This window comes from Aminobacter sp. HY435 (assembly GCF_027568395.1).
GTDB lineage: Bacteria > Pseudomonadota > Alphaproteobacteria > Rhizobiales > Rhizobiaceae > Aminobacter.
This window is the reverse complement of the sequence record NZ_JANKZL010000005.1, coordinates 359,767-375,943: the sequence shown is the minus strand read 5'-3', so window position 1 is coordinate 375,943 and position 16,177 is coordinate 359,767. Positions and strand designations below refer to the sequence as shown.

11 protein-coding genes are annotated in these 16,177 nt (G+C 65.3%); 6 read left to right on the top strand and 5 right to left on the bottom strand.

Features of this window, described 5'->3' with window-relative positions; translation table 11 throughout:
- Positions 1-32: 32 nt before the first annotated feature.
- Both PCJ21_RS09050 and PCJ21_RS09045 read right to left on the bottom strand, forming a co-directional pair.
- Entirely contained in the window at positions 33-1,829 is a 1,797-nt protein-coding gene (locus PCJ21_RS09050) for an acyl-CoA dehydrogenase (protein ID WP_269931056.1), read from the bottom strand.
- A gap of 248 nt (positions 1,830-2,077) precedes the next feature.
- Positions 2,078-2,530, bottom strand: a complete 453-nt coding sequence (locus tag PCJ21_RS09045; RefSeq protein WP_269931125.1) for a MerR family transcriptional regulator — start codon at positions 2,528-2,530, stop codon at positions 2,078-2,080.
- A 432-nt stretch (positions 2,531-2,962) separates the two neighbouring features.
- On the opposite strand from PCJ21_RS09045, the gene PCJ21_RS09040 reads away from it, so the two are divergent.
- The 3 genes from PCJ21_RS09040 (at position 2,963) to PCJ21_RS09030 (ending at position 8,552) form a co-directional block, all read left to right on the top strand.
- Positions 2,963-6,664: a peptidoglycan-binding protein gene (locus PCJ21_RS09040; RefSeq protein ID WP_269931055.1), complete on the top strand. Its 3,702-nt coding sequence runs from the start codon at positions 2,963-2,965 to the stop codon at positions 6,662-6,664.
- 176 nt (positions 6,665-6,840) lie between these two features.
- Complete coding sequence (locus PCJ21_RS09035; RefSeq protein WP_269931054.1) at positions 6,841-7,770, top strand: sulfite exporter TauE/SafE family protein; 930 nt, start codon at positions 6,841-6,843, stop codon at positions 7,768-7,770.
- Positions 7,767-8,552, top strand: a complete 786-nt coding sequence (locus PCJ21_RS09030) for a TIGR02186 family protein (RefSeq protein ID WP_269931053.1) — start codon at positions 7,767-7,769, stop codon at positions 8,550-8,552. Before PCJ21_RS09035 ends, PCJ21_RS09030 begins: the two co-directional genes overlap by 4 nt.
- A gap of 125 nt (positions 8,553-8,677) precedes the next feature.
- Here the strand turns inward: PCJ21_RS09030 and pdeM are convergent, their stop codons facing one another.
- Complete coding sequence (pdeM, locus tag PCJ21_RS09025) at positions 8,678-9,391, bottom strand: ligase-associated DNA damage response endonuclease PdeM (RefSeq protein WP_269931052.1); 714 nt, start codon at positions 9,389-9,391, stop codon at positions 8,678-8,680.
- Positions 9,388-12,048 (bottom strand): ligase-associated DNA damage response DEXH box helicase, encoded by a 2,661-nt coding sequence (locus tag PCJ21_RS09020; protein ID WP_442865985.1) that lies wholly within the window; start codon positions 12,046-12,048, stop codon positions 9,388-9,390. Before PCJ21_RS09020 ends, pdeM begins: the two co-directional genes overlap by 4 nt.
- Before the next feature lie 200 nt (positions 12,049-12,248).
- Between PCJ21_RS09020 and PCJ21_RS09015 the strand changes: the two genes are divergently transcribed.
- Complete coding sequence (locus tag PCJ21_RS09015) at positions 12,249-12,422, top strand: hypothetical protein (protein ID WP_269931051.1); 174 nt, start codon at positions 12,249-12,251, stop codon at positions 12,420-12,422.
- On the opposite strand, the gene PCJ21_RS09010 is transcribed toward PCJ21_RS09015, so the two are convergent.
- On the bottom strand, positions 12,419-13,330 hold the full coding sequence (locus PCJ21_RS09010) for a methyltransferase domain-containing protein (RefSeq protein ID WP_269931050.1): 912 nt from the start codon (positions 13,328-13,330) through the stop codon (positions 12,419-12,421). The two genes, PCJ21_RS09015 and PCJ21_RS09010, sit on opposite strands and share 4 nt — an antisense overlap.
- 84 nt (positions 13,331-13,414) lie before the next feature.
- Between PCJ21_RS09010 and PCJ21_RS09005 the strand changes: the two genes are divergently transcribed.
- A complete protein-coding gene (locus PCJ21_RS09005) occupies positions 13,415-14,425 on the top strand; it encodes a ligase-associated DNA damage response exonuclease (protein WP_269931049.1) in 1,011 nt (336 codons plus the stop codon).
- 152 nt (positions 14,426-14,577) lie between these two features.
- The gene (locus PCJ21_RS09000) at positions 14,578-16,176 is read left to right on the top strand and encodes a cisplatin damage response ATP-dependent DNA ligase (protein ID WP_269931048.1); all 1,599 of its coding nucleotides are present in this window, start codon (positions 14,578-14,580) and stop codon (positions 16,174-16,176) included.
- The last annotated feature ends 1 nt before the right edge of the window (position 16,177 follow it).

Sequence of the window (16,177 nt, the reverse complement as noted above, 5' to 3'; positions counted from 1 at the left end):
GAGGCGGCCGCGTACGGCCGCCAGGTCTTCGATCAGAACGCCTCCGCGGCGAGCGCCATCATCGTCGCCGAGCCGGTCGACAGGCGCGCGAGATGCGCCGAGGTCTCAGGCATGACGCGCTCCATGAAATAGCGGCCGGTGACGAGCTTGGTCTCGTAGAAAGCTGCCGAACCGTTGGCGCCGGTGGCAAGCTTGTCCTGCGCCGTCTTGACCATCCGGCCCCACATGTAGCCGAGCGCCACGAGGCCGAAGAGATGCATGTAGTCGGTCGAGGCGGCACCAGCATCATCCGGATTGGCCATGCCGTTCTGCACCAGCCACATTGTCGCGGCCTGCAGGTCGTTGAGACCCTTCTTCAGCGCCTTGGTGTAGGGCGCCATGTTTTCGTCGCCGCGATTGGCCTCGCAGAACTCGCCGACCTCCTTGAAGAAGGCCTGCACGGCGCGGCCGCCATTGAGGCCGAGCTTGCGGCCGACGAGGTCAAGCGCCTGCACGCCATTGGCGCCTTCATAGATCATAGCGATGCGGGCATCGCGCACGAACTGGCTCATGCCGTGCTCTTCGATGTAGCCATGGCCGCCAAAGACCTGCTGCGCCATCACGGCGTGCTCGAAGCCCTTGTCGGTCAGCACGCCTTTGACGATCGGGGTCATCAGGCCCATGTGGTCGTCGGCAGCCTGGCGCTCGGCGCCGTCCTCGGAGCGGTGCGCGACGTCGGAGTTGATCGCTGTCCACAGCACCAGCGCCCGGCCCGCCTCGTTGAATGCCTTCATGGTCATCAGCTTGCGGCGGATGTCGGGGTGGACGATGATCGGGTCGGCCTTCTTGTCGGGCGCCTTCGGGCCGGTCAGCGAACGGCCCTGGATGCGGTCCTTGGCGTAGGCGACGGCGTTCTGGTAGGCGACTTCCGAGACGGCGAGACCCTGCAGGCCGACGCCGAGGCGGGCTTCGTTCATCATCGTGAACATCGCCTTCAGGCCGCCATTGGCCTCGCCCAGCAGGAAGCCCTCTGCCTCGTCATAGTTCATGACGCAGGTCGAGTTGCCGTGGATACCCATCTTCTCTTCGATCGAGCCGCACGACACCGCGTTGCGGGTGGCCGGGTTGCCCTGATCATCGATATTGAATTTCGGCACGATGAACAGCGAGATGCCCTTCACGCCTTCCGGGGCGCCCTCGATGCGGGCAAGCACCAGATGGATGATGTTGTCCGACATGTCGTGTTCGCCGGCCGAGATGAAGATCTTCTGGCCAGAAATCTTGTAGGAGCCGTCGCCGCTCGGCACGGCCTTGGAGCGCAGCAGGCCAAGATCGGTGCCGCAATGCGGCTCGGTCAGGTTCATGGTGCCGGTCCAGACGCCCTCGACCATCTTCGGCAGCCAGCTCGCCTTCTGCTCGTCGGTACCGTGCACGAGAACGGCGGCGATCGCGCCCTGGGTCAGGCCGGGATACATCATCAGCGCCATGTTGGCCGCCGACATGTATTCGCCGACCGCCGAGTGAACGGTGTAGGGCAGGCCCTGGCCGCCATGCTCGGCGGGTACGGCAAGGCCCATCCAGCCGCCTTCGCGATACTGGTCGAACGCTTCCTTGAAACCCTTGGGTGTCGTCACCGAGCCGTCGTCGTTGCGGACGCAGCCTTCCATGTCGCCGACGCGGTTGAGCGGATGCATGACGTTTTCAGCGAGCTTGGCGCCCTCGGCGAGGATCGCCTCCAGCACGTCGGGGCTGGCGTCGGAGAAGCCGGCGAGATTGCTGTAGCGCTCGTAGCCGAGCACATCGTTCAGCACAAAAAGGGTGTCCTCGACGGGCGCCCGGAATATCGGCATTGCTCTTCCTCCAGCATGGTTTGCGCCGGTTCCGGCCAGACGGTATGCGACGGGGAACCGCTTGTCGAACGTCGACTAGCAAAAATTGACGTTTGCGTAAACGTCAATTTTGGCAGCAGTGGATTTCTTGAGCGATTTTGTCGCTCGCGACGTAGCAAGCAGCCCTCGTCCTTGGGCAGGTTCCAGACGCAAAACGGCCCGGCGCAGTCTCCCGCGCCGGGCCGTTGCATTCAACTGGCAATCGGGACTTAGCCCGCAGCCGTCGCCGGCGACGTGGTGCGGTCGGCAAGCAAGCGGCGCACAATGGCCAGATGCTCGTTCAGTTCACCGATCGCATCGTCGAGCAGCTGACGCTGCTTCTGCAGGCGGCCGAGCTGCTTTTCCGACTTGTCGATGGTCAGGCGCAGCTGCTTGGCGTTGGTGCCGGTCGGATCGTACAGATCGATCATCTGCTTGACGTCGCGCAGCGAAAAACCAACCTTGCGGCCGAGCAGGATCAGCTTCAGGCGGGCACGGTCGCGCCGCGTGTACAGGCGGGTCGACCCCTCGCGCTTGGGGTTGAGCAACCCCTTGTCTTCATAAAAGCGCAGCGTCCTCAGCGTGACGCCAAACTTCTTCGCCATCTCGCCGATGCGTACATAATCGTCACCAGCCAGATTGTTTTCATTGGCCGCAGCATCGGCGACCGAAACAAGCTTCATCATCTACTTCCGATATCCCCAATTGCGAGCACGGCGGCTGGGCCTGCAGTGCTCTGATCCAAGGCCGAAGGGGGGCGGGCCTGCGATCATGGTTTCTGTGTAAATGCACTCAAGACGCCGGTTCTGCGCACGTCTTACGTTTACGTAAATGCTATAGCGATGACGCCCACCCTACGCAAGGGAAATCGACTGGCAAAAGGGTAACAGAACGTCGCACATTCTTAAGTTTGGTTAAGGGCTTGTTTACCACGTTCGGGGAAATGTGCGCATGTCGGTTCCACCGTGGTCATCAAGTATTGAATTGTTCACGGTTCCGGAGGGCGGCGAAGTGCCCGGAAGCCAGGCTTTCCATGAGGCGCATCGCTACTTCTGATCCCGGCAAGGCTTTGAGATCTCTGGACCCGACCAGCACTCCGACCAACGGGCGTTTCGATGAACAGCAAGCGGTCTTATCTCGACACCCTCAACGACGGCAGGCAGCGCCGCCCGCATGCGTCGCTCGACGAGCTCAACCGCTCGCTCGAAAACCTCGAAGCACGGCTTGAACGCAGGCGCGACGAACCGGCGGATCCCTATCGCCCCGCACAGCGCCAGGCGCCCGCCCCCGGTTACGCGCCGCGCGGCGAATACGGCCGCAGCGCACCCTACGAGCGTCCCTACCAGACGATCGCGCGCGACATCGACCGCATGCGCGGGCAGGAAGACGGCGTGGCAGCGGTAGGCAAGATCGCCGGCGAATTGCGCGCGCTGCGCGAGGAGATGCGTCACCAGATGACGGCTGGTCTGCAGCGCGAATTCGACATGTTGCGCAAGGACCTTGGCCGTGTCGCACAAGCAGGCGCGGCCGGTGCCGAAGCCGCCGAACTTGGACACGAGCTCGAACGCCTGTCCGGCGCCATCCATTCGCTTGCCGAACGCAGCGACGACAAGAGCGTCAACATGCTGCGTCTCGAACTCGAACAGGTTCGCGGTTCGCTCGCCAGCCTTGCCCGCGAAGACACGCTGCGCTCGGTCGACCGCCGCTGGGACGATTTCGACCGCCGCTGGACGGATTTCACCGCCCACATGGCAACCAGCCAGAACCAGCGTGGCGAAGACCCTGCTCTTGCAGCGCTTGCAGCCCGCCTCGAGCAGATCAACGACGCGGTCAACGGCCTGCCGGAATCGCTGTCCTTGCGCTCGATCGAAGACAAGGTCCGCACGCTTTCGGGCGCGGTCGAACAATTCGTGCGCCAGCGCGACGGCCATAGTGACGAGATGTTCGGCCTGATCGACGAGCGGCTCGACGAAATCTCGCGCGCCATCGTCGCCTCGACGGTCGCAGCGCAGACACCGCATTTCGACCCGGCGCCGTTCGAGCGCATCGAACTGCGCATCGCAGCACTTGCCCTGCAGATCGAGGAAGTCACCGCCGATCAGCCGTCCGTCGAGATCATCGAACGGCTCAACATGCTGTCGGACCGTGTCGACCATATCGCCGCGCGCTCCGATGTCCCAGATCAGGCGATCGAACGCCTCGGCCGCCAGATATCGCTGATCGCCGACAAGATCGAACGCACGCCCTCAACACCGGACGCCAACCTCATTTTCCAGGGCATCGAGCAGCGGTTCGACGCGCTTGCCGACGTTTTCCAGCGTCGCCAGGGCGATGCCGTCGAGCACGGCAACGCTCTGTTCCGCGATCTCGAACGCCGCCTGGAAGAGCTGGGCGACCGCCTTGACCGCCAGGCAAACCAGCCTGCGGCCGACCAGTCGGGCATCATGGAGGCGATCGACGCCCGTTTCACCGCCTTCGCCCAGCGTCTCGAATCCAATCGCGCCGATCCCGCCACCGAAACGGCGATGCGCGGCCTCGAAGCGCGTCTCGAAGACATTTCCAGCCGCCTCGAAATGTCGGCGGCTCAGGTGTCGGGCATCGATCCGGATCTGATCCGCAGCCTTGAAGCGCAGGTCAGTGGGCTGTCCAACCATCTCGCGCACCCGGCTTCGCCGCTGCCCGAGCTTGAAGACGTCCGTCCGCGCCTCGACGACATCGAACGTTCGATCGCCAGCAACCATCAGGCGATCCTGGAAGCCGCCCGCCAGGCGGCCGAGAACGCCGTGCATTCCCTGAGCGGTTCCGGCGCAAGCGACTCGAGCGCAGTCGAAGGACTGGCGCAGGACCTCAAGGCGCTGGAGACGCTGACCCGCCGCTCGGACGAACGCAACGGCAAGACCTTCGAGGCGATCCATGACACCTTGCTCAAGATCGTCGACCGCCTGGGCTCGCTCGAACGCTACGATCCCTCGTCGTCCGACGCCCCTCCGGCCTCGGTCGCCGAACTGCTCGCTCCTGCGGCCGCCGAAACCAAGCTGGCGTTGAGCGACACGCCGTCGCTGGTTCCGGATGAACCTGCGCCGCTGCCCGAAGCCCACGCCCATTTTGGCCGTCGCGGCGAACCGGTCGACCAGAGCGACCGCCACTCGCGCAGCCCTGCGCAGGCAGCGTCGGAAGCCGCCGCCGCGGTCGCCGCGCTGGAAGGCGTACGCGCCGACAAGAAGGACCAGAAGCCCGCCAAGCCGTCGATGCTCGGCGGCCTTGCCCGTGCCTTTGCGAAGAAGCCCCAGGCACAAGTGATCGACGTGGTCGAGCCGACGGTCGAAGTCGAGGTGCCTGCCGTGGCGCTCGATGCGCCGCTCGACCCCAAGATCGCCAACCGCCCGCTCGAACCCGGCTCTGGAGCACCCGACCTCAACGCCATCATGCGCCGCGTTCGCGACGAGCGCGGCCAGCCGGCGCGCGCAACCGAAGGCGACGCCGCCAAGGCGGACTTCATCGCCGCCGCCCGGCGCGCCGCACAGGCGGCTGCGGCCGAGGCCGACACACTGAAGCGGACATCCGACCTCAAGGGACCCGTGCGCGCATTGCGCATCGGCGACCTGCTGAAGGCGCGCCGCAAGTCGGTGTTGATGGCCGCGGGAGCGGTGATGTTGGCGCTCGCCGGCATGCAGCTCGGCAAGGCTTTCCTCAACGACCCGGTCGAGACGGCTTCGGTCACCCTGCCGCCCGCCACCGAGCCGGCCAGGATTGCCGCAGCCAAGCCTCTCGATGAAGCTGCCGCCACGGTTCGCAATGTCGACGCGCCGGCAACGGTTGACGATATCGCTTCGGAAGCAAGCTCCACGGACGAGATGCAGGTTTCCGTTCCCGTCGAAGTCGCGCTCGACCACGCCAGCACGCAGTCCATCCCTGCAAGGATGGCGGTAGACGAGACCATTCGCCCAGCTGGTGAAGCCATCGAAGCTGCAGCGCTGTCAGTGCCAGACGCGGTGCCTTCGGCACTGCGCGACGCGGCCAATGGCGGCGACGCCAAGGCGCTGTTCGAGATCGGCTCGCGCTATGCCGAGGCGCGCGGGCTAAACGCAAACGTCAAGACGGCGGCAGCCTGGTACGAAAGGTCCGCCGAGCTTGGTTTCGCGCCGGCGCAGTATCGCATTGGCAACATGTATGAAAAGGGCAACGGCGTTGACCGCGACGTGGCCAAGGCCAAGACCTGGTACCAGCTTGCAGCCGCGCAGGGCAACGCCAGCGCCATGCACAATCTCGCGGTGCTGCTGGCCATGGGCGCCGACGGCACCGTCGACAACGACACCGCAACGCGGTGGTTCGTCAGCGCTGCCGAACTCGGCGTCAAGGACAGCCAGTTCAATCTCGGCATCCTCGCCGCCAAGGGCGTCGGCATGCAGCAGGACCTGGAAGAGTCCTACAAGTGGTTCGCACTGGTTGCCAAGCAGGGCGACGCAGACGCCGCCTCCAAGCGTGACGAGATCGCCAAGGCGCTCAACCCCGAGCAGCTCAAGCGCGCCAAGGCGGCGACCGAACTGTGGCAGGCCAAGGCGCTCGATCCGGCCTCCAATTCGATCGACGTTCCGGCCAACTGGCAGGACGCCCCGGCGGCCGGCGTCGATATGAAAAAGGCCATCCAGAACGTCCAGGCCATCCTCAACAAGAATGGCTACGAGGCCGGCAAGGCCGACGGAATGATGGGCCAGAAGACCAAGGACGCGATCGCCGCCTTCCAGAAGGACAACGGTCTTGCCTCGACCGGCGAGATCGACACCGCCGTCGTCGAAGCACTGATTGCGCGCAAATGAGCGCGAAGACGGCGTCATTTCCCGCCGCCGTCTTTACCTGGCGGTTAACTGATTGAGTTATTTTCCGTTTCGAGCGCAGTGCGTTTGACTTCGCCGCAATGTCGGCGCAAGTAACCGCTAGCTAACCGGCACCCGGAAACGGGCGACGGCATAACTCCTATTGCAGAGACTGACGGGTGGGCATCTATCTCCCGATTGCAGAAATGTCTGTCAATGCGTTCGTGCTCCTGGCAATGGGCGCGGCGGTCGGCTTCCTGTCGGGCATGTTCGGCGTCGGCGGCGGGTTCCTGATCACGCCGCTTCTGATCTTCTACAACATTCCTCCTGCGATCGCTGTCGCCACCGGCGCCAACCAGGTCATCGCCTCGTCGTTCTCCGGCGCTCTCGCCCATCTCAAGCGCGGCACGCTCGACTTCAAGCTCGGCACGGTGCTCCTGATCGGGGGCATCGCCGGCTCGGCCGCCGGCGGCTTCGTCTTCGCCCTGCTGCGCGCCATCGGCCAGCTCGATCTGTTCATCTCACTGCTCTACGTCGTCTTGCTCGGCACGGTCGGCGGCCTGATGCTGATTGAAAGCGTCAATGCGCTGCGCCTGACCAAGGGCGGGGTGCCGCCGGCGCTGAAGAAGTCCGGCCAGCACAACTGGATCCACCGCCTGCCGTTCAAGATGCGCTTCCGCACCTCGAAACTGTTCGTCTCGGTCATCCCGGTGCTGGGCATCGGCGCGGGCATCGGCTTCCTGTCGGCGATCATGGGCGTCGGCGGTGGCTTCATCATGGTTCCGGCGCTGATCTACCTGCTCAAGGTGCCGACCAACGTCGTCGTTGGCACCTCGCTGTTCCAGATCGTCGTCGTCTCGGCCTTCACCACCCTGGTGCATTCGACGACCAACCAGACCGTCGACATCGTGCTGGCGCTCGTGCTGATGCTGGGCGGCGTTGCCGGCGCGCAATACGGCGCCAAGGCCGGCCAGAAACTGCGCGGCGAACAGTTGCGCGCGCTGCTGGCCCTGCTGGTCCTAGCGGTTGCCCTGCGCCTTGGCTTCGACCTTTTCGTCAAGCCGCAGAACCTCTATTCGCTGACCAGCGTCAGCGGGCTTTCGCTATGAGGATTGCGGCGCTCGCCCTAGCCCTGCTCGCCGCGGCAGCGCCGGCGCGCGCCCAGATCAAGGACGGCGCGCCGACCGAAAACATCCAGATCGGCTTGTCCACCGATCGCGTCTCGATCACGGCCGACTTCTCTGGCGCCGATCTCACCATCTTCGGTGCGCTGGAAAACACCGATCCGCAGGTCAACCGCCAGGGCCGCTACGACGTCGTCGTCGTGCTGGAAGGGCCGGCGCGCTCGGTCGTGGTGCGCCGCAAGGATCGGATCCTTGGCATGTGGATCAACACCCGCTCCGAGACCTTCATCAACGTACCGGTGTCTTACTCGATGGCGACGACGCGACCGCCGCAGGACATCACCACCCCCAACAGCTACAAGCAGCTGTCGCTGGGCATTCCCAACATCTACCTCGAGCCCGAGGAAAAGCGCGACAGCCCGATCACCATCCAGGAATTCACCGATGCGCTGCGCGACCGCAAGGAAGCGCTTGGCCTCTACTCGGACAATATCGGCGGCGTGCAGTTCCTGTCGCAGAACCTGTTCCGGGCGACGCTGCATCTTGCGCCAAACGTGCCGGTCGGCACGCACAAGGCGCGGGCCTTCCTGTTTCGCAACGGCCTGTTCGTCAAGGAAACCTCGACCCAGTTGGCCATCGTCAAGTCGGGCTTCGAACAGACCATCTACCGCTTCGCCACCGACCACGGCTTCGGCTACGGCCTTTTCGCCATCGGGCTGGCGATGTTCACCGGCTGGCTGGGCAGGATCATCTTCCGCAAGGATTGAGGGCTGGCGGCATGCCGCGCCTCGTGCCCGCCGTGCGTCCGGATGGACGCACAAAGGACGCTCCAACTTATTGAGTTGGCGCATCGTGCTTTCCGAAAATCGGGTCCGATTTTCGGGCCGATGCGCTAGCCCGGCCGCAGCAACGACCCGGCGATCGGGTAGACCCCGCTTGTGCCGATCATGTAGGCAGTTGGCGCTCCGGTGCGGAACAGCCCCTTGTAAGCCTTGTCGAGAACGTTGAGCGAGCCGGTGAACGCGCCGAAGGCCGGCATGACTAGCCGTTCGCCGTCGCTGGCAAAGCAGCGGCAACGCACCGAGCGGGCGCGCTGGACGATGCGCGCGCATGGGTGCAGGTGCCCGGCGATCTCGCCTTCGGCGTGGCCCTTCGACGGCTCGTGACGGAAGACAAGACCTCCGACAGCGAGTTCCTGGACGGTTTCGCCCGGCAGATCGGCCGGCGCATCCGGATCGTGATTGCCGGCGACCCAGAACCAGTCGCGCCCGCGCATCATGGCGGTCAGGCTGGCGCGGAACGGATCGGCCAGGCGCGCCGCACCCTCGCCGTCGTGGAAACTGTCGCCGAGGCTGACGACGAATTTCGGAGCATAGTCGTCGACGACAGCCGCCAGCCGGGCGAGCGTAGCGGCCGAATCGTAGGGCGGCAAAAGCCGGCCGCGACGGGCGAAGGACGACCCCTTTTCGAGATGCAGGTCCGACACCGCCAGAAGGCTGAGATCCGGGAAGTACAGCGCCGCGCGCCGGTCGCAGACTGCGCGCACGCCGGCGATGCCGATCGTCGCACTGCCATCCCCCGTCACTTCGCGCGCAGCGATGTTCATGCGCTTGCCATAGCCTCTTCGATCAGGTCAGCCGCCTCGAGCAACAGCCTATCGTTGGCCTCGCCATTGACCGGCTCCTTGCCGATTTCCAGCATGATCGGAACCGCCAGCGGCGATATCTGATCAAGATCCTTATGAACGATTCTGCCGCGGATGCGCGAGAGCATGTCGGCCAGTCTCCTGACATCGAGCAGCCCGCTCGCAGCATCCACCCTGGTCGCTTCGAGCAGGATGTGATCCGGTTCATGGCTGCGCAAGACGTCATAAATGAGGTCGGCCGAAACGGTCACCTGGCGGCCGTTCTTTTCCTGTCCGGGAAAGCGCTTTTCGATCAAGCCAGCGATAACGGCGCAGTTGCGGAAGGTGCGCTTGAGCAGCCAGCTGTCGGCAAGCCACGCCTCGAGATCGTCGCCGAGCATGTCCTCGTCGAAGAGCTCCGCGAGTGACGGCTTCTTCGACTCGAACATCCGGCCGAGGTCGCCCAGCGCCCACACGCCCAGCGAATAATCGGTGGCCACAAAACCGAGCGGATGCGCGCCCATCCGTTCCAGTCGGCGGGTCAGGAGCATGCCGAGCGTCTGGTGCGCCAGCCGGCCCTCGAACGGATAGGCGACCATGTAGAAGCGCTCGCCGCGCGGAAACGTCTCGACCAGGAGGTCTTCCTTGCGCGGCAGAACCGACTTTTGCTGCTGGAGACGCAGCCAGTCCGAGACCTGGTCGGGCAACGCCTTCCACCGCGTGGAATCGGCCAGCATGCCGCGCACCTGGTCGGCGAGGTAGGTCGACAGCGGAAACTTGCCGCCAGCATAGGACGGCACCAGCACGTTACCGCCGCCGCCCGTCGAGACATAGCACTCGTTTTCGCGGATGCCCTCGAAGCGCAACACCTTGCCGGCGAACAGGAACATGTCGCCGACCGACAGCGTCTCGACGAAATACTCCTCGATCTTGCCTAGCACTGAGCCGCCGCGCAGCGCGACCGATCCGGCATTGCCCGCACCTGCCTTGCCCTTCGTTCGCGTGTAGCGGACGTTGAGCATCGGCGCCTCGATGATGGTGCCGACATTCAGCCGGTATTGCTGGGCGATGCGTGGATTGGACACGCGCCACCTGCCGTCCCTGGTCTTGCGGATGCGGGCGTAGCGCTCATAGCTGCGCAGGGCATAGCCGCCAGTGGCGACGAAATCGACGATGCGGTCGAAATGGTCGCGGTCGAGCGATGCGTATGGCGCCGCACCCTTGACCTCGGCATAAAGTTCGTCGGCGTCGAAGGGTGCTGCGCAGGCGCAGCCGAGCACGTGCTGGGCCAGCACGTCAAGCGCGCCAGCGAGCAGCGGCGGCGTGTCCTGCGCACCGAGATAGTTGGCCTCGAGCGCTGCCCGGCACTCCAGAACCTCGAAACGATTGGCTGGCACCAGGATGGCACGGCTCGGCTCGTCCATGCGGTGGTTGGCGCGGCCGATGCGCTGCGCGAGCCGGCTTGCCCCCTTTGGCGCGCCGACATGGATGACAAGATCGACATCGCCCCAGTCGATGCCCAGGTCGAGCGTCGAGGTGGCAACCACCGCCCTCAGCGCATTGTCGGCCATCGCCTTTTCGACGCGCCGGCGCTGGCCCACATCGAGCGAACCATGGTGCAAGGCTATCGGCAGCGTATCCTCATTGATCCGCCACAGCTCCTGGAACAGCAATTCGGCTTGGCTGCGGGTGTTGACGAACAACAGCGTCGTTCGGTGCCTGCGCACGGCTTCGTAAATGTCGGGGATGGCGTAGCGGGCGGAATGCCCTGCCCATGGCACGTGTTCCTCGGAGTCGAGGATCGTGATCTCAGGCTTTGCCCCACCGGTGACGGTGATGACATCGGCCATGTTGGCATTACCCTCCCCCTTGTGGGGAGGGTCGACGCGCAGCGTCGGGGTGGGGGGTGAAGCCTGACCGTCACCCCCACCCCGCCCCGCTTCGCGGATCGACCCTCCCCACAGGGGGGAGGGTAAACTGCTCTGCCTCACCAACCAGTGCCGCAACTCGTCCGGATCGGCCACCGTCGCCGACAGGCCGATGGCCTGGAGATCGGGTACGAACTTGCGCAGACGGGCCAGGCCAAGAGCGAGCAGGTGCCCCCGCTTCGAGGTGACCAACGAATGCAGTTCGTCGAGAACGATGTAGCGCAGATCCGAAAAGAAGCGCTCGGCGTCGGCGGACGCGATCAGCAGCGCCAGTTGCTCCGGCGTCGTCAGCAGGATGTCGGGCGGCACGAGCTTCTGGCGCGCACGCTTGTGCTGTGGCGTGTCGCCGGTGCGCGTCTCCATCGTGATGGGCAGGCCGATCTCGGCGACCGGCTTGCCGAGATTGCGCTCGATGTCGACGGCCAGCGCCTTGAGCGGCGAGATGTAGAGCGTGTGAACGCCGCGATGCGCCTCCCCCGGCCGTTTCTTCGGCCTGACCGCAAGATCCGTCAGCGCCGGCAGGAAACCGGCCAGCGTCTTGCCGGCACCGGTCGGCGCGATCAGCAGCACCGAGTTTCCCCGCTGCGCGCTGGCGAGCAGGTCGAGCTGGTGGGTGCGCGGCGACCAGCCGCGCTCGGCGAACCATCGCACGAATGGTTCCGGCAGCATGGCGGCAGTCGAATTCGGCTCCAGTCGCGCTTGGCTCGTCACGCCCCATGCCTAGCGCGGGGATCGTGCCGCGCCAAGCGAAATCTGGAACAAAAAGGGATCAAGAGAACATGCCGCAACCAACTTGCGAGATCGCATTCCGTCTCACCCGCACTGGCCTGTCGGAAGGAACGAAACCTAAGTGACTTGCGTCCCCAATGCCGCCGTATCAAATGGCCCCATCAAACTCAGAGCCAAGCGCCATGACCGACACCGCCTCCCACGAAGCCCGCATCGCGACGCTGGAAAAGCTCGTTCGCGAGCTTCAGGCCCAAATAGAGCAATTGCAGAAGCAGGCAGGCATCACCGCCAAGCCGGCCGAAAAGCCGCTGCGCTCGCGCGGCATGTTCGGCAGCCCAAGCAGCAGTCAGCGCTAAATCGCCCGCTCCGTCACCACGATCAGCCCCTCGACAGGCTCGCGGCGGTCCTGGCGGATCACGGCGTGTTCCAGCGACACCAACCGCAGGCCGGCCGCCGCAATCAGCCCGTGCACACAGGCCTCGGAATGAGCATAGCGGCGCGATTCCTGCAGCTCGAAGACACCCTCGCCGGCCAGGCGTTCGACCGAAAAGGCAAACAGCCCGCCAGGCGCCAGCATCTTGATGACGCTCGCGAACACGCGGTCGAGCGCGCCCAGATACATGAAAACGTCGGCGGCGGTGACGAGGTCGGCGGTCCGGCCCTCCGGCTCCATCTCCTGCAGGTCGGCCTTGATCAGCCGGTCGTAGACGCCCTTGTCGCGCGCCTTGCGCAGCATTTCGGCAGAGATGTCGTAGCCGTCGAGGCGTTTCGTCACCGGCCTGAGCTTCACGCCCATCAGCCCGGTGCCGCAGCCGAGATCAACGGCATGATCGAACTGCCCGCGCCCGGTGGCGGCGATCGCCGCCGTCAGGAGTTCCGGCACGCGGTAATGCAGCGTCTCGACCAGCGCGTGGTCGAATTTTTCCGCATACTGGTCGAACAGCATCTCGACAAAGGCGCTGGGCGGACTGTCGGCGGCGGGTTCGGCGCCGATCAGTTGCAGCTTGAGCGCGGCGCCCGGCCGGTCTGCCGGTTCAAGCTTCAGCGACATGCGCCAGGCTTCGGCCGCCGCCTCAAACGCGCCTGCGGCCTCCTGGATCTCGCCGAGCCGAAACCAGCCCATGGCCCATTGCGGCGCGATCTCCAGCGCGCCGAGCATCAACTCGGCGGCGGCGGCATGGTCGCCGGACCCAAAGAGCATTTCGGCATAGTCCGCCCGCCGGTCGGCAAGCAGGTCGTTGGAAGAGAGCTGCAACGGCGTCAAGCGCGGCATCCAGAATGAGGGAAGTGGCGCGCATTACTGCCAAACCGCCCTTTCACGCAAGCGCCAAATGCCTATCTTGAGAGAATGCGGCCCAGCGACCTTCTCCATCCCCGGCCCGAAGGGCTCTACTGCCCGCCAGGCGATTTCTACATCGATCCGGTGCGGCCGGTCGAACGGGCGCTCATCACACACGGCCATTCCGACCACGCGCGGCCCGGCCACGCCAAGGTCCTGGCGACGCGCGAGACGCTGGACATCATGGCAATCCGCTGCGGCACGGATTTCGCAGGCGCCAGCCAGGCGATGCCACTCGGCGAAAAGATCAGGCTCGGCGACGTCATCGTGTCGTTCCATCCCGCTGGCCATGTGCTCGGCTCGGCGCAGATCGCGGTCGAGCAAAACGGCATGCGCATCGTCGCCTCCGGCGACTACAAACGCGCCCAGGACCCCACCTGTGTCGCCTTCGAGGTCGTGCCCTGCGACGTCTTCATCACAGAGGCGACCTTCGCCCTGCCTGTCTTCCGCCATCCCGACGCCTCGGGCGAAATCCTCAAGCTGATCAAGTCGACCCGGCAATTTCCGGAGCGTGCCCATCTTGTCGGCGCTTATGCGCTCGGCAAGGCACAGCGCGTCATCCGCCTGTTGCGCGACAACGGCTACGACAAGCCGATCTACATCCACGGCGCCATCTCCCGCCTGAGCGAATATTATCAAGACCAGGGCATCAACCTTGGCGACCTCCGGCCGGCGACAGTCGAAGACGGCGACAAGGCCGACTTCGCTGGTGCCATCATCGTCGCCCCCTCTTCCACCTTCGCCGACCGCTGGGCACGCCGCTTCCCCGACCCGCTTGCCGCCTTCGCCTCGGGCTGGATGCGCATCCGCCAACGCGCCAGGCAGGGCGGCGTCGAACTGCCGCTCGTCATCTCCGACCATTCCGATTGGGACGAACTGACCGCCACCATCAAACAGACTGGCGCCGGCGAAGTCTGGGTCACCCATGGCCGCGAGGAGGCGCTGGTGCGCTGGTGCGAACTCAACGGGATATCAGCGCGACCGTTGCACCTCGTCGGCTACGAAGACGAGGGCGATTGAGGATGATTGCTGCCCTGCCCCCTCACCCGGCCTCCGCTTCGCTCGGCCACCCTCTCCCAGCCGGGGAGAGGATCAGCAACGGTCGCCGCCAACCTCTTCTCCCCAACGGGGAGAAGGTGGCCCGAAGGGCCGGATGAGGGGGCGAACAAGCCATGAACCGCTTCGCCGAGCTCCTCGACCGTCTGGTGCTGACGCCGTCGCGCATTGGCAAGCTCAAGCTCATCACCGACTACTTCCGCGTGGTCGAGGATCCCGACCGCGGGCTGGCGCTCGCGGCGCTGACCGGCGAACTCGATATCGCCTCGGTCAAGCCGGCGATGTTGCGCCAGCTCGTCTCCGAGCGCATGGACCCTGTGCTGTTCGGCTATTCCTACGATTATGTCGGCGACCTCGCCGAGACCGTCTCGCTGGTCTGGCCGCAGGCACCGGGCAGCCGGCCCAACCACGACATCACGCTCGCCGAGGTGGTGCACAAGCTGCAATCGGCCAGCCGCTCCGACGGGCCGGCGGTGCTCGCCCGCCTGCTCGACCAGGCCGGCACGTCGGCCCGCTTCGCCATCATCAAGCTCGTCACCGGCGGCCTGCGGATCGGCGTCTCGGCCCGCCTCGCCAAGCAGGCGCTGGCCGACCTCGGTTCCGTCGACGTGTCGGAGATCGAGGAACTGTGGCACGGACTGGCGCCACCCTATGCCAATGTCTTCGCCTGGCTGGAGGGGACGGCGCCGAAGCCGGAAAAGACTGTGCAAGCCCTGTTCCGGCCGGTCATGCTGTCCAACCCCATAGCCGACGGCGATCTCGAAAAGCTCGCACCCGCCGACTACGCCGCCGAATGGAAATGGGACGGCATCCGCGTCCAGGCGGTGTCGGAAGGCGGCATCCGCCGGCTCTATTCGCGCACCGGCGACAACGTATCCGGCGCCTTCCCCGATGTGGTGGCGGCGATGGACTTCGACGGCGCGCTCGACGGCGAGCTGCTCGTCGGCGTACCGCGCGAGGCGACCGGCACCTTCTCCGACCTGCAGCAGCGGCTTAACCGCAAGACCGTCTCGGCCAGGATGCAGGAGCGCTATCCCGCCTTCGTGCGCTGCTACGACCTGTTGCAATTCGGCGGCGAGGATTTGCGCGCGCTGCCCTTCACCGAACGCCGCGCGCGTCTTGAGGTCTTCATCGCCACGCTCGATCCCGACCGCTTTGACCTCTCGCCGCTGGTCGCCTTCGACAGCTGGGAACAGCTGGAGGCAATGCGGAAAGAGCCACCGCACCCGATCATCGAGGGCGTCATGCTGAAGCGGCTGGATTCGTGCTATCTCGCCGGCCGGCCCAAGGGCCCATGGTTCAAGTGGAAGCGCGATCCGCACACCGTCGATGCCGTGCTGATGTATGCCCAGCGCGGCCACGGCAAGCGCTCGAGCTTCTATTCCGACTACACCTTCGGCGTCTGGTCGGGCACGGAGGGGGCGGAAGAGCTGGTGCCGGTGGGAAAAGCCTATTTCGGCTTCACCGACGAGGAACTCAGGCAGATCGACAAGTTCGTGCGCGACAACACCATCGAGCGCTTCGGCCCGGTACGCTCGGTGCGCGCCGACCGGGCCAACGGCCTGGTGCTGGAGGTCGCGTTCGAAGGGCTGAACCGCTCGACCCGCCACAAGTCGGGCGTCGCCATGCGCTTTCCGCGCATTTCCCGGCTGCGCTGGGACAAGCCGCCGGCCGAAGCCGACCGCATCGAGACGCTGCAGGCGCTGCTCGACTGAA

What these genes read in the sequence shown, in the direction of transcription:
- PCJ21_RS09040 (WP_269931055.1), top strand. Translation starts at nt 2,963, where the DNA reads ATGAACAGCAAGCGGTCTTATCTCGACACCCTCAACGACGGCAGGCAG.
- PCJ21_RS09000 (WP_269931048.1), top strand. Translation starts at nt 14,578, where the DNA reads ATGAACCGCTTCGCCGAGCTCCTCGACCGTCTGGTGCTGACGCCGTCG.
- pdeM (WP_269931052.1), bottom strand. Translation starts at nt 9,391, where the DNA reads ATGAACATCGCTGCGCGCGAAGTGACGGGGGATGGCAGTGCGACGATC.
- PCJ21_RS09005 (WP_269931049.1), top strand. Translation starts at nt 13,415, where the DNA reads ATGCGGCCCAGCGACCTTCTCCATCCCCGGCCCGAAGGGCTCTACTGC.
- PCJ21_RS09045 (WP_269931125.1), bottom strand. Translation starts at nt 2,530, where the DNA reads ATGAAGCTTGTTTCGGTCGCCGATGCTGCGGCCAATGAAAACAATCTG.
- PCJ21_RS09030 (WP_269931053.1), top strand. Translation starts at nt 7,767, where the DNA reads ATGAGGATTGCGGCGCTCGCCCTAGCCCTGCTCGCCGCGGCAGCGCCG.
- PCJ21_RS09015 (WP_269931051.1), top strand. Translation starts at nt 12,249, where the DNA reads ATGACCGACACCGCCTCCCACGAAGCCCGCATCGCGACGCTGGAAAAG.
- PCJ21_RS09050 (WP_269931056.1), bottom strand. Translation starts at nt 1,829, where the DNA reads ATGCCGATATTCCGGGCGCCCGTCGAGGACACCCTTTTTGTGCTGAAC.